Source organism: Enterococcus sp. DIV0294, assembly GCF_050558155.1.
GTDB lineage: Bacteria > Bacillota > Bacilli > Lactobacillales > Enterococcaceae > Enterococcus > Enterococcus faecalis.
This window is the reverse complement of sequence record NZ_CP187889.1, coordinates 356,064-370,040: the sequence shown is the minus strand read 5'-3', so window position 1 is coordinate 370,040 and position 13,977 is coordinate 356,064. Positions and strand designations below refer to the sequence as shown.

13 protein-coding genes, 1 tRNA gene and 1 other annotated feature (1 of these 15 cut by a window edge) are annotated in these 13,977 nt (G+C 36.4%); of the genes, 4 read left to right on the top strand and 10 right to left on the bottom strand.

Annotated elements, in window-relative coordinates:
- Window positions 1-185 (bottom strand) — a binding site (T-box leader) (it extends 30 nt beyond the left edge of the window).
- A gap of 291 nt (window positions 186-476) precedes the next feature.
- The 7 genes from cls to IGJ20_RS01870 form a co-directional block, all read right to left on the bottom strand.
- Window positions 477-1,922: a cardiolipin synthase gene (gene cls / locus IGJ20_RS01900; protein WP_202522316.1), complete on the bottom strand. Its 1,446-nt coding sequence runs from the start codon at window positions 1,920-1,922 to the stop codon at window positions 477-479.
- Between the two features lie 164 nt (window positions 1,923-2,086).
- Complete coding sequence (locus IGJ20_RS01895) at window positions 2,087-2,569, bottom strand: VOC family protein (RefSeq protein ID WP_002382933.1); 483 nt, start codon at window positions 2,567-2,569, stop codon at window positions 2,087-2,089.
- A gap of 22 nt (window positions 2,570-2,591) precedes the next feature.
- Window positions 2,592-3,467 carry an aldo/keto reductase gene (locus IGJ20_RS01890; protein ID WP_002392650.1) on the bottom strand — a complete coding sequence of 292 codons (876 nt, stop codon included), beginning with the start codon at window positions 3,465-3,467 and terminating at the stop codon, window positions 2,592-2,594.
- Window positions 3,468-3,745: 278 nt separating this feature from the next.
- A tRNA-Lys gene (locus tag IGJ20_RS01885) sits at window positions 3,746-3,819 on the bottom strand.
- Between the two features lie 81 nt (window positions 3,820-3,900).
- Window positions 3,901-4,038, bottom strand: a complete 138-nt coding sequence (locus tag IGJ20_RS01880; protein ID WP_002355364.1) for a hypothetical protein — start codon at window positions 4,036-4,038, stop codon at window positions 3,901-3,903.
- Window positions 4,039-4,044: 6 nt separating this feature from the next.
- On the bottom strand, window positions 4,045-6,195 hold the full coding sequence (feoB, locus tag IGJ20_RS01875) for a ferrous iron transport protein B (protein WP_002355363.1): 2,151 nt from the start codon (window positions 6,193-6,195) through the stop codon (window positions 4,045-4,047).
- Window positions 6,192-6,665 (bottom strand): ferrous iron transport protein A, encoded by a 474-nt coding sequence (locus tag IGJ20_RS01870; protein ID WP_002355361.1) that lies wholly within the window; start codon window positions 6,663-6,665, stop codon window positions 6,192-6,194. The genes feoB and IGJ20_RS01870 overlap by 4 nt, the downstream gene beginning before the upstream one ends.
- 512 nt (window positions 6,666-7,177) lie before the next feature.
- On the opposite strand from IGJ20_RS01870, the gene IGJ20_RS01865 reads away from it, so the two are divergent.
- The 4 genes from IGJ20_RS01865 to nrdF all read left to right on the top strand — a co-directional run bounded on the left by IGJ20_RS01865 (window position 7,178) and on the right by nrdF (window position 11,087).
- Window positions 7,178-7,402 (top strand): redoxin NrdH, encoded by a 225-nt coding sequence (locus tag IGJ20_RS01865; RefSeq protein WP_002355360.1) that lies wholly within the window; start codon window positions 7,178-7,180, stop codon window positions 7,400-7,402.
- Between the two features lies 1 nt (window position 7,403).
- Window positions 7,404-7,781: a class Ib ribonucleoside-diphosphate reductase assembly flavoprotein NrdI gene (nrdI, locus tag IGJ20_RS01860; RefSeq protein WP_002355359.1), complete on the top strand. Its 378-nt coding sequence runs from the start codon at window positions 7,404-7,406 to the stop codon at window positions 7,779-7,781.
- On the top strand, window positions 7,762-9,921 hold the full coding sequence (gene nrdE, locus IGJ20_RS01855; RefSeq protein ID WP_002355358.1) for a class 1b ribonucleoside-diphosphate reductase subunit alpha: 2,160 nt from the start codon (window positions 7,762-7,764) through the stop codon (window positions 9,919-9,921). Before nrdI ends, nrdE begins: the two co-directional genes overlap by 20 nt.
- 200 nt (window positions 9,922-10,121) lie before the next feature.
- Window positions 10,122-11,087 (top strand): class 1b ribonucleoside-diphosphate reductase subunit beta, encoded by a 966-nt coding sequence (nrdF, locus tag IGJ20_RS01850; protein WP_002355357.1) that lies wholly within the window; start codon window positions 10,122-10,124, stop codon window positions 11,085-11,087.
- A 39-nt stretch (window positions 11,088-11,126) separates the two neighbouring features.
- Here nrdF and IGJ20_RS01845 read toward each other — a convergent pair whose 3' ends face one another.
- From IGJ20_RS01845 to IGJ20_RS01835, 3 genes are all read right to left on the bottom strand, one after another.
- Complete coding sequence (locus IGJ20_RS01845) at window positions 11,127-12,413, bottom strand: TPM domain-containing protein (RefSeq protein WP_202522315.1); 1,287 nt, start codon at window positions 12,411-12,413, stop codon at window positions 11,127-11,129.
- Between the two features lie 44 nt (window positions 12,414-12,457).
- Window positions 12,458-13,027, bottom strand: a complete 570-nt coding sequence (locus tag IGJ20_RS01840) for a LemA family protein (protein ID WP_002385314.1) — start codon at window positions 13,025-13,027, stop codon at window positions 12,458-12,460.
- Window positions 13,028-13,185: 158 nt separating this feature from the next.
- Window positions 13,186-13,887 carry an MgtC/SapB family protein gene (locus IGJ20_RS01835; protein WP_002355354.1) on the bottom strand — a complete coding sequence of 234 codons (702 nt, stop codon included), beginning with the start codon at window positions 13,885-13,887 and terminating at the stop codon, window positions 13,186-13,188.
- Window positions 13,888-13,977 lie beyond the last annotated feature (90 nt).

The following is a 13,977-nucleotide window of genomic DNA, read 5'->3' as shown; positions in this document are numbered from 1 at the left end:
AAATTTATACATAGTTTAGTTTATTTAAAATACTATATACCTCTTAACAAATAACGCTGTTACCCGTGCCCTGTAGGCAGAAGCTCAAGAATGTAATTCGATAAATAACGTGTACTAGTTTCCAGCGCCACTAGCTTTCTGTAACAGTGGTTATTTCTCTACTGCTTTTCTGTCATTGCTTTGTATTTAACTTGTACATGTAGCATATTCCTTTTCGTTTTTTTTGTCAACACTCTTTGCTTAATTTTTTTTACTTTTATAAAAGATGTCCCTTTTTCACGAAAATAAAATAACAAATTCACAATAAGATTTATTTGTTTTAACAGCAACTAAAGATAAAAAAATAACGAAAAAATTTAAAAAATATTCTTTAAAATTTTTTTGACTTTTTTTGTGATTTTCTATACTTTTATAAAATTCCCGAAGAAAAATGACGAACTTCGGATCAGAAGTTCGTCATTTTGTGAAAAACAGTTTTAAAGAATTGGTGAAAATAATCGTGAAATTTGTTGTTTAAAAATCAACCATTTTGACATGTCACGAACAACTTCTGGAGTCATTGTTGTACATTTTTTTCGATCTTCTAAGAAAATTGCTTCTAATTGATCAATGATTTTTTTATCATATAACACAGCATTTGCTTCAAAGTTTAATTTGTAACTTCGGATATCTTGATTGGCTGAACCAACTGTGCAGACTTCATCATCCATAATCATTGTTTTCGCATGTAAGAAACCACCGTTATAAATTAAAATTTCAATATTTTCTTTCATCAATAAGCGGCCGTAATACTGTGTTGCTCGATAAATAAACGGATGGTCGGGCTTATCTGGAATCATAATTTTAACATCTACTCCTGAAGCCGCAGCAACCTTTAAAGCAGCCAAGACACTATCATCAGGAACTAAATACGGCGTTTGAATCCAGACTCTTTTCTTGGCAGAAATAATCAATTTAATAAAGGCCAATTTAATTTGTTCACGGTCACTGTTAGGACCACTGGCAATCATCTGAATGGATGTATTTGCCTCTGGCACCAACGCTTCAAGTTTAAAGAAATAATCCAATTGATACGCCACACGATTTTTCTCAGGGGAAGAGACGTTCCAATCCATTAAAAAACGCATTTGCAGTAATGAGGCTGCTGGCCCTTGAATCCGTAAATGTGTATCCCGCCAATAGCCAAACTTTTTAGTCGTTCCGGCATATTGATCGGCAACATTAAAGCCGCCAATGTAGCCTACTTTCCCATCAATAACAACAATTTTCCGGTGATCATGATAATTCAAACGAAACTTCAAAAGTGCTTTTTGAGAAGTAATAAACGTTTGGACAAAACCGCCGTTTTTTTTCAATTCATTCAAATGATGAACCTTGGTGCCCTTTGAGCCAAAGGCATCGTAAAGCAACCGCACTTCAACCCCTTCAGCCGCCTTTTCTTCTAATAAGTTCAAAATTTTGGTGCCGATATGATCCGTTACAAAGGCATAATATTCAATATGAATGGAGTGCTGAGCTTTTTTTATGTCCGCCATCAACGCATTGAATTTTTCCGTACCATCCGTAAAAATTTCAACATCATTTTTCTTAGTCAGAGGCATCCTATTTAACGAGGAAAAAAAGTCTGTAAACTGTTGTTGCTCCTCCGTCGGCATCTTTTGACTATAAAGTTCAAAACTTTCTTCTTGGAAATTCTGGAAATTCTCTAATTCCCGTAAATCACTTTGTTGCAAATAAAATTTCTTTTTGTCGGTTAAACCGCGCCCAAAGAATAAATATAAGAAAAAACCAAAAACGGGTAGAGCAATCAGTACGAGTAGCCATGCCCAAATTGCTGCTACATCTCGAGGTTTTAACAAAATGGTAATTCCCGCAATAATTGCATTAATAAAATAAATAACTGTTAAGACGCTAAGAATCAATTGTCTTCCTCCTTTATTTGTTACGTTTTAGTATACCATCAATTACGGATTTGGAATATCTTTTCTTTAGCGACTTCTGTCTCAAAAAATAAAAAGAGCCCCATTCTAGTTAGTGATACTAGAATGAGGGGTTCTTTTTGATGTTTGCTTGAAAGTCTTTTAACTTAATTTCGTGTAAATGGACCTTTAGGAGCAATCAATTCTAAATTTGTACCATCTGGGTCGGTAAAGTAAGCGACACCTGTACCAAAACCGCTCTTCAAGCCATCTTCTTCTTGGAATGTAATCGGCTCTCCATCAGGTTCTACGCCAATCGCTCTTAAACGTGCAACAGCTGCATCAATATCTTCCACTTCGAAACACAGATGCATTGCACTAATTTGTTCGTTGGAATAAGAAGCTTTTTCTGATTTTGGTTTAACATATTCTAATAGATCAATATTGATGTTTTCTAGATGCACATTAGCATACTTGATTAATGTATCATCTAACCCTTGTGTTTGGGCCATCCGTTTTCCACCAATTTCATCACGATTTGCGATTTTTGTTCCTGTTAATGCTTCATAAAACTTTACTGATTCATCCAAATTACTGACTGTAATCCCCACGTGGTTGACTACTGAAAAACCTTTAACTGCTTCACTCATTGTATCTCCTCCTAGTTAATTTTTAGAAATCAAACGTGTCTGGATCTGGTCCCACACGTAACGATTCATTCAATTGGTTAATTTGTGCCATTTCTTCTGCACTTAGTTCAAAATCAAAGACCGCTGCATTGCTAATCATCCGTTCTTTGTGGACAGATTTCACGGCTAATAAGATATCTTGTTGAATATCCCAACGTAAAATCACTTGGGCTGCTGATTTATTATGGTTCTCAGCAATCGCCAAAATGGTTTCATTAGATAATAATTGGCCTTGCATCAATGGTGACCAAGCTTGGACTTTGATATCATGTTTTTCACAGAAATTACGCACTTCTTTTTGATCCAATTTTGGATGTAGTTCCACTTGGTTAATTACCGGAACAACTTTTGCATAAGAAAGTAAATCTTCTAAATGATGAACTTGGAAGTTGCTGACACCAATCGCTTTCACTTTTCCTTCAGCATATAAAGTTTCTAAAGCTTGCCATGATTCTTTGTAAGAATTATTTCCTGGCCAATGAATTAAATACAAATCTAAATAATCTAAACCTAAACGTTCCAAACTATCATTGAAAGCTTGAATTGTTTCATCATAGGAAATATGCGCGTTCCAAACTTTCGAGGTAACAAATAAGTCCTCACGGTTCAAACCAGTTGCCGCTAAACCTGCTTTAATTCCCGCTCCTGTGCCAGATTCATTGCCATAGATTTGCGCTGTATCGATTAAACGATAACCATTGATAATCCCTTCTTCGACCACTTTTGCTGTCTCTTCATCTGGTATTTGGAATACCCCGAGACCCATTCCTGGAATTTTAGTGCCGTTGTTTAATGTTACTGTATCTGCTAGTGATGTAATCATTTGATTCGCTCCTTTAACGTTTTCTGATATCATCATATACCGTGCCGTACATGCTGTATAGTACGTACTTTTTCGTTTCATAGGAACCAAAAAGTGCGCTTTTTGGTAAATTCGCTTTTTTAGCCTGAAATTTTTTTAACTTTTTTTATATAACGTACTTTCTCGCTCTTCTAAGCGTAGCATTCTTTAAACGATTTAACTAGTGTATCTCTCACGACACACGACATTTTATGTAAAAAAAGAGAACGCGTACTCCGTCTTCGAAACGTCCTAAGACGCCGACAGAATACCGTTCTCGTGGGTTTGGCACCCAATGGGGGCATAGGGATTCGAACCCTAGACCCTCTGATTAAGAGTCAGATGCTCTAACCAACTGAGCTATGCCCCCGTTGTATAAAATGGCTTTTCAGCTACCTCAATATTGTAGCACTCCGCTATTATTTATACAAGAGGGAATTTTTTTCAGTTGTTATTCTTGTGAAGATTGTTCTTTTTTTACAGGACAAGCTGTTTGACAATCTTCACAACTTTCCCCTTTTTTGATTCGTCGATAGGTGATGATTCCTGCTGTTCCAAAAATTAAAATGGATAAAATAATTGTTGCCATCCGTTATTACCCTCTTTCTAAAGAAGTGATTGCTTGGACACTTTCTTTGCCTGGCTTTGGTTTTCTTATAAGGAAATAAAAGCCAGCTAAAACAACACCCATCGCTAAAAAAGTCCCCAGAGTTAGTGTGCCTTTTTCGACTAACACATGGCCCAATTGATAAATCACAAAACTAACCATATAAGCCAAACCGCATTGATAACCAATGGCTCCTAATGTCCATTTGAGATCTCCCATTTCACGACGAATTGCGCCAATTGCAGCAAAACAAGGTGCACATAATAAGTTAAAAGTTAAGAACGAATAGGCCGCGACTGGCGTAAAGGTGTGTTGCAGTGCGCCCCAGACTTCTACCCCGTTTTCAGAAACATCTTTCACATTGCCAAATAAAATGCCTAAAGTACCAATAATATTTTCTTTCGCTATCAATCCTGTAATTGTGGCAACTGCCCCTTGCCAATTACCCCAGCCTAATGGGATAAATAGCACCGCCAACCCTTTACCTAGAAATGCTAGAATACTTTGACTTTCTGGAACGGGTTGAAACGTCACAGAATAATGGGACATGAACCAAATGAGAATACTGGAAACAAAAATAATCGTTCCTGCTTTTTTTACAAATGAGCGACATCGTTCATAGGCATGCCGAACCACACTTCTAAGCTGTGGCAAATGATAGGCGGGAAGTTCCATAATAAATGGTGCTGGATCTCCCGAAAAATGCTTGGTCTTTTTTAAAGCAATTCCTGATAACACAATGGAAGCAACCCCTAAGAAATAAGCAGAGGGCGAGACCCAACTTTGGTTAGGAAAAAATGCACCTGCAATCAGAGCGATAATTGGCAACTTCGCCGAACATGGCATAAAAGTCGTGACCATAATAGTCATTCGCCGATCGCGTTCGTTTTCAATCGTTCGACTAGCCATCACGCCTGGGACCCCACAACCTGTCGCAATTAACATTGGAATAAACGACTTACCAGATAGGCCGAATTTCCGAAACAAGCGATCCATGACAAAGGCAATCCGTGCCATATAGCCACAATCTTCTAAAAAACCTAAACATAAAAACAGGACGGCCAGTTGTGGTAAAAATCCTAACACAGCCCCAACACCTGCAATGATCCCATCTAAAATTAAACTTTGCATCCATGGCGCTACTTGCCATTGCGCCAACCAATTTCCTACAAATTGAGGAACCCATTCCCCGAAAAAGACATCGTTTAACCAGTCTGTCCCCATTGTACCAACCGTTTGAATAGACAAGTAATAGACCAACCACATCACAAACGCAAAGATTGGCAACGCCAACCACCGATTGGTTACCACTCGGTCAATCTTATCACTGTGAGTAAATGTCATTTCTGTTTTTTTCGTCGCACACAAAGCAATTAATCGAGCAATAAAGGCATAGCGTTCATTAATGATAATGGCTTCACTTTCATCTTGAAAGATTTTTTCGGTAATTTGTATGACTTCTTCAATTTCTTTTTCTTGAAAAGAACTCAATAATAATTGCTCTTTGGTTCGAACATCTCGTTCAAAAAGTTTTAAACTATACCAACGCTGTTGCGTTTCAGGAACAGTATTTCCTAAAATATCAACAATTTCAGCAAGTGCTGCTTCTAAGCGATTATCATAAGAAGGATAAATAACCTCTGTCTCTATGGCATTCGCTCGCTGCTTACTTTGTTTTAAAGCATGATCCAACCCACGATTCTTCAAAGCACTAATCTCAACGACAGGCACGCCTAAGCCATAACTTAACTTTTCACTATTCAATGTTTGGCCGTTTTTTTCCAACAAATCCATCATATTTAACGCACAAACAACCGGTAATCCAGTTTCAATTAATTGTGTTGTTAAATAAAGATTCCGTTCCAAATTGGTCACATCGAGAATATTCAAAATCACTGAAGGTTGGTCCTCCAAAAGATAATCTCGTGCCACAATTTCTTCAGGCGTATAAGGAGAAAGAGAGTAAATCCCTGGCAAATCTTGAATAATGAGTGTCTTATCTTTCTTTGCCACCCCCTCTTTGCGTTCCACAGTCACCCCTGGCCAGTTTCCAACATATTGGTTGGCTCCTGTTAACATATTGAACGTTGTCGTTTTACCGCTATTAGGGTTGCCGGCTAGTGCAATTTGCTGAGTCATTCGCTTTCCTCCTTTTCAACCAAGATTAGTTCCGCTTCACTTTTTCGTAACGTTAGTTCGTAGCCACGTACATTGATTTCAATTGGATCAGCTAAAGGAGCTACTTTGCGAATAAAAATTACTGTTCCTTTTGTTAAGCCCATGTCCATCAACCGACGTTTCACCGCTCCTTGTCCGTGGATCCCTACTATTGTAGCGCGTTCTCCAACTTTCAAGGTATCCAAGGAGACCCAAACTTTCTCATTCGCCGAGCGCTCCTCCACATGAATCGCTTGTAAAATCGTATCTGTCAGCGCAATTCGACTATTATGTAATAAAACAATACCATTTTGATTTTGATAATTGACAAGGACAACTGCTTGGCCTGCAACGACGCCTAAATTGTTCAGATGTTTCTTTGTCTGAACATCTGCTTGGACGCTTTCGACTGTATAGACTTTCCCAACTTCTGCCTGCGCTAACGTAATCATTTACTTTCCTCCATGTGAAAAAGTTTCAAACGAAAATGAGAATCGTTCTCAATTAAAAGAATACGCTTGCTTACACGGAAAGTCAATGAATTTCTGGATGTATCTCCTGTTTTCTTCTATTTTCCTTCTATATAGAGACACTTTTTTCAGGTTACCATTTTTGAAAAAAAGTCAGCACTTGTTTTTTATGTTACTAGCTACTGTAAAATTCCACTCATTCAATAACAAATCCGCTTATTTTTTCTTCTTGTGCCTAACTCAAATGTCAACACAATATTTAGTGTTTTTCACTAAATGTTCTCTTTCAAAATTTTAATTTTTTTGTTTGTCAAACACTGACCAATGTGTTTTTTCTCCCAAAAACGAGGATTCACGTGTTTTCATTTTTCTTTCAAAAACACAAAAACTAGTATTATGAGAAAAACGCACCACAATATATAGTGTTAAAGTGTTGACTTTTTTCTACATAGATTTATACTAGTCTATGTAGAAAAAAAGAGGAGGAACTTTCAATGAACGTAAAAATCTTTTCAAAAAATAACTGTATCCAATGTAAAATGGCGAAACGTTTCCTAAGTGAAAATAACATCGCTTTTGAAGAAATCAATATCGACGCACAACCAGATGCTATCGACTGGTTAAAAGAACAAGGGTTCCAAAGCGTACCGGTAATCACATCTGAAGCAACAACCGTTGTTGGCTTCCGTCCAGACCAATTAAAACAATTGGCTAGCTAAGATGAAACTTGTTTATTTTTCAGTCACCGGTCAAACAAGGCGCTTTATTAAAAAATTGGATTTGCCTGCTTATGAACTTGAGCCAGCGAATCCTTTTTTTGAAATAAATGAGCCTTTTATTCTTGTCATTCCTACCTATGATGCAGAAATTACAGAGGTAGTGAATGACTTTCTTGATTATAAAAGTAATCAAGAACTGCTAGTTGGTGTAGCCGGTGGGGGCAACCGTAATTTTGCTGAATTATTTGTCTATACCGCCAAAGATATTGCCCGCGATTACCACGTTCCGCTTCTATACTCCTTTGAGTTTAGCGGAACAGACGAAGACGTGGAGACCTTTAAGAAAGTAGTGGAAGAAATTGAGTCTAAAAGAAATTAAAGATGTCAGCTATTTCAAACTGAATAACGAGATTAACCGTCCTGTTGATGGTCAAATCCCTTTAAATAAAGATAAAGAAGCACTCGCAGCCTTCTTTAAAGAAAATGTAGAACCGAATACACGTAAATTCAGCTCTGCTGAAGAAAAAATCAACTTTTTAATGAAAGAAGATTTTATTGAAACTGAATTCATCGAAAAATATTCAATGGACTTTATTGAAAAATTGTATGCTTTCTTAGATGAACAACATTTCCAATTCAAGTCTTTCATGGCGGCTTATAAATTTTATTCTCAATACGCTTTAAAGAACAACGCCGGAACAGAGTATTTAGAAACATATGAAGATCGGGTTGCCTTTAATGCCTTGTATTTTGCGGATGGAGATGAAGAGTTGGCTTTAACATTGGCGGATGAAATGATCCATCAACGGTATCAACCAGCCACACCTTCTTTCTTAAACGCTGGGCGTAAACGTCGAGGTGAATTGGTTTCTTGTTTCTTAGTTCAAGTAACAGATGATATGAACAGCATTGGGCGTTCAATTAATTCTGCCCTTCAATTATCACGAATCGGCGGTGGCGTAGGGATTACTCTTTCCAACTTACGTGAAGCGGGCGCACCAATCAAAGGTTATGATGGCGCAGCAAGTGGTGTTGTCCCTGTTATGAAATTATTTGAAGATAGCTTTAGCTACTCTAACCAACTAGGTCAACGTCAAGGTGCTGGTGTGGTTTATCTAAACGTCTTCCATCCAGATATTGAAATGTTCTTATCTGCTAAAAAAGAAAACGCTGATGAAAAAATCCGTGTAAAAACGTTGTCTCTTGGTGTTATTGTTCCAGATAAATTTTACGAATTAACACGTAACAACGAAGATATGTATTTATTTAGTCCTTATAGTGTGGAACGTGAATATGGTGTGCCTTATTCCTATGTAGATATTACCAAAGAATATGATAACCTAGTGGCCAATCCAAACATACGTAAACGTAAAATTAAAGCCCGTGACTTAGAAAATGAAATTTCTAAATTACAACAAGAATCTGGCTATCCTTATATCATCAATATTGATACTGCTAACAAAAACAATCCGATTGATGGCAAGATTATCATGAGTAACTTATGTTCTGAAATTCTTCAAGTTCAAACGCCTTCTGTTATTAATGGGAAACAAGAATATGAAGTTTTAGGAACAGATATTAGTTGTAACTTAGGTTCAACTAACATTGTTAATTTAATGGAAAGTCCTGACTTTGGAAAATCTGTCCGCGCTATGACGCGTGCGTTAACTTTTGTAACAGATGCTTCTGAAATTGATGTCGTGCCAACTATCCAAAATGGAAATCGTTTAAGCCATACAATCGGACTAGGCGCAATGGGCTTACACACCTTCTTCGCTAAAAATCATATGGAATACGGCTCTGAAGAATCATTAGACTTTACAGACATTTATTTCATGTTATTAAATTACTGGACTTTAATGGAAAGTAACCAAATTGCGAAAGAACGTAACCAAGTCTTCCATAATTTTGAAAAATCAGATTATGCTTCTGGTGCTTACTTCGATAAATATATTGAAGGCAACTTTACACCAAAATTTGATAAAGTGAAAGAAATCTTCAAAGACATTCAGATTCCAACGGCTGAAGATTGGGCTGCGTTACGCGATGCTGTGAAAAAAGATGGTCTTTATCATCAAAATCGTTTAGCCGTAGCGCCAAATGGTTCAATTTCATATATTAATGATACTAGTGCCAGCATTCATCCAATTACTCGCATGATTGAAGAACGTCAAGAGAAGAAAATTGGTAAGATTTACTATCCAGCGCCTTATTTAGCTAATGATACAATCCCTTACTATACTTCTGCTTACGACATGGATATGCGCAAAGTGATTGATGTCTACGCAACAGCGCAACAACACGTTGATCAAGGAATGAGTTTAACCTTGTTTATGCGTTCAGAAATCCCTGAAGGCTTGTATGAATGGAAAGAAACACCAAAACAAACAACCCGTGACTTGAACATTTTACGTCATTATGCGTTCAACAAAGGGATTAAATCAATTTACTATATTCGTACATTTACAGATGATGCTGAAGAAATTGGCAGCAATCAATGTGAGTCTTGCGTGATTTAATGAAAAGCACTTAAATAAGGCGTTCTGCTTGAGCGTCTTATTTTTTAGGAATGTTCTCTTTTTAAACAGGACATTTTCAGATATACTGGACAAAGAAGAACGGCTGCACGCTCCTATTTGGACTCTGTAGAACGTTTTAAGCGAAGAAACGAGACAACTAGTCAAACAGACTGCTGTCCCAGCATACAGGAGGAATAACCATGGCAACGTATTATGAAGCAATTAACTGGAACGCCATTGAAGACGTCATTGATAAATCCACTTGGGAAAAATTAACCGAACAATTTTGGTTAGATACACGGATTCCGTTATCCAATGACTTAGATGATTGGCGGACTCTTTCCGATTTAGAAAAAACTACTGTCGGCTACGTTTTCGGCGGTTTAACTTTATTAGATACTGTTCAATCAGAAAGCGGCATGGATCAACTGAGAAATGATGTGCGGACGCCTCATGAAGAAGCCGTCTTAAATAACATCCAATTCATGGAATCTGTCCATGCCAAAAGTTATTCTTCTATCTTCAGTACATTAAATACAAAAAAAGAGATTGATGATATTTTTGAGTGGACAAATACCAACAAACATCTGCAATATAAAGCAGAACGGATTAACGAAATTTATAAAAACGGTACTCCGTTAGAGAAAAAAATTGCTAGTGTATTTTTAGAAACGTTTTTATTCTATTCTGGGTTTTACACTCCCCTTTACTATTTAGGAAACAATAAACTAGCGAACGTCGCTGAAATTATTAAATTGATTATCCGTGATGAATCAGTGCACGGCACGTATATTGGCTATAAATTCCAATTAGGATTTAATGAATTACCAGAAGATGAGCAAGATAAACTAAAAGACTGGATGTATAATTTACTTTACGAATTGTACGAAAACGAAGAACGTTATACAGAAGAATTATATGATGACTTAGGTTGGACCGAAGAAGTAAAAACCTTTTTACGTTACAACGCCAACAAAGCTTTAATGAACTTAGGTATGGATCCCTTATTTGCGGATACAGCCAATGATGTGAACCCGATTGTAATGAATGGTATTTCGACAGGAACTAGCAACCATGACTTCTTCTCCCAAGTAGGAAATGGCTATTTACTAGGAACAGTTGAAGCCATGAAAGATGATGACTATCTTTACGGTTTAGATAAATAGCAAAAAGCTAGAAACGATTAACGTTTCTAGCTTTTTATTTTACCAACTTCCTGAGGCACCGCCACCGCCGAATGAGCCGCCACCGAATGAACCACCACTGCTGCTACCAGAACTACTATGATTAGACGGATTGTATTGTGAGTTTAAATAAGCATACGTCAAAACACTACCATCATAACTATATAAAGTATCTCCTACTAATAAACGCCCAAAAGATTGTTTTTTTGCATTTGGATATATACTTAGTAAAGAACCACGCTTAGTGGCACGTCTTATTTTCCCTTTTGTGGCAAATAACGTTGCTCCATTAAGATATAAACAATAAAAAGAAGTCTTTTTCATCTTATTTAATACTTTCTTTGTCTGTTCTGAGTTATTTAGGACAGCCTTTGTTGGTAAACAATTCAAATAATCTTGATACATTTTTTTAACAAGTTTTCTTGTTCTTAAAATTTGTAAAATATAAACAGCACAAATGAGCATCCCAGCAATACTTGCCATTAAAAGAACATTTCTTTTCGTTGTGTTAGTGTTTAACTCTGTTTGTATATTTGTTAATTCATTATCCACTTGTGCGGTTTTTGAATTGATTGCAGCCGATACTTGATCAATAATTTTATTGAGACCTGTATTATAATCCTCGTCTCTAAAAGCCTCTTTTACTTCTTCATTATTAATAATATCATCCGCATAGCTATCCGTTAAAATACTCTCTAAGCCATATCCAACTTCCAAGCGAGACTCGCGATCCTCAATTGCCATTAGAAAAACCACACCATTATTTTTTTCACGATCCCCTACACCTAATTGATTAGCAATCTTATTGCTGTAAGATTCAACAGATTCCCCACTAGGTAACGCAGGAACGGTAATAAGCATAAATTGTGCGCCATTCGCATTTTCCAACAATTGTTGATTCAATTGAAACATTTTCTGTTTAAGTTGATTTGAGACAATACCTGCATTATCTGAAACATAGATATTAGCATCATTAATGTTCAACTGCCCATTCGTTCCAGTAATTGTCACTAATTCATTTTCACCAGTTATTTCTTGTTTAGAAAAGTTATTTATTGTTGTCTGGGTTGACGCTTCAGTCATTTTCCCTGCTAAGATATCGTCTCTCTTTTTTTGTAAGGCATGTTGCTTCTCTCTCAGTGCAGTTTGTTTTGCTTCATAAGAGATTCCCTTTACTTCATACCAAGCAGCCATTCCTAATATTAAAATCATACTTAAACTAATTACCACAACAATCGTTGTATTCCGCTGATGCTTTTTATAAAACAAACGAACTTTTTCTTGAATTTTTTCGACTTTTTTATCCAACCTTCCTCACTTCTTTCTTTTTAACCCAAATTTTCTATAAATTTTTATTTAAATTTTACTTGCGGCACTTCTTTTCCCTGCTCTGTCGCAACATAGTTAGTTTTCTTCTCAAATCCTAAAAGTTTTGCAATTATTTTATCAGGGAATTTTGAAATCTGTTGGTTATATGTTTCAACAGCTTGTATATAGTTACGGCGTTCAACAGAAATTCGATTTTCAGATCCTTCTAATTGAGTCATTAAGGTTTTGACATTTTCAGAAGAAGCTAACTTTGGGTAATCTTCATTCAATACTGTAACAAAATTACCTAATCCTTTTTCAATTTGCTCATTTGCTTGCCCTTTTTCAGAAGAAGATTTTGCTCCTGCGTATGCTTTACGTGCTTCCGTTATTTCTTTTAAAACTTCTTTTTCTTGAGTCATACTGCCTTGAACACTACTGACAAGATTCGGAATTAAATCAGCCCGTCTTTGCATTACATTCTCTACTTGTGACCATTCTGCTTCGACTTTATTATCTAAAGTAATCAATTGATTATAAGCTTTCATCACAAATGCACCAATAATCACAACGACAACAACAATAATACTAAGAAATTTATTTTTTTTATTCATCTTACTTATCACCTTTCTTTCTAACTCGTAATACAATCATAACTCTTTTGTAATCTTTTTGAAATATTAAACTTAAAAAATCAGTCCTAGGCCCTAGAAGAAAACCGCCATAAGCATTTTAACTTATAGCGGTTGTCATTAATTATAAATAGATGTTTCTACACATTAATCAATCGTAATTTTGTTACATTATTTGAAACAGATAGATCTTCGATAACATCGGCATACGTTAGGCCTTTAGGTAAATCAATAGTATAGATATTCGTATAGATTTTTGTATCATCTACCCAAGAAACATTGAAATTCACATCATAAATTTCAATATGTTTTTCTTCAAAATACTGATTAATAAATTCTTTGGTTTCTTGTTTATGTTGATAGCGAATTTCTAATTTTTTGATTGTTGGTACGTGAATAATTCGTTTGACAATGGTTAAGGCAAATAATACACCGATAAAACTTGTTAAGGCAATCGTATAGTAGCCCATGCCCACCGCGATCCCTAAACCAGCAACGGTCCATAGTGACGCTGCTGTCGTCAATCCTGTGACACTTTGTTTCGTTACAATGATGGTTCCAGCACCTAAAAAGCCGATTCCACTTACAACTTGTGCAATCAACCTTGCTTGATCTGAACGAATGACCCCCGTCAAAGCCGGATTAGCTAACGCATCTTTCAATGCATTGATTGCAATTTGCGACTGAATTAACGCAATAATAGCCGCGCCCATACAAACTAAAATGTGAGTGCGCATCCCTGCTGGGCGATTCTTATATTGTCTTTCAAAACCAATTGCGCCACCCATCACCATCGCTAGGACTAACCGTAAAATAATTTCTGGAATTGTTAGCTGTAACATCCTTTTCACCTCTTCTTCTATTACTTCCAGTATAACAAAAAAAGAACTTGAAACATAAGGAAATCCTTATGTTTCAAGTTCTTTTTCATC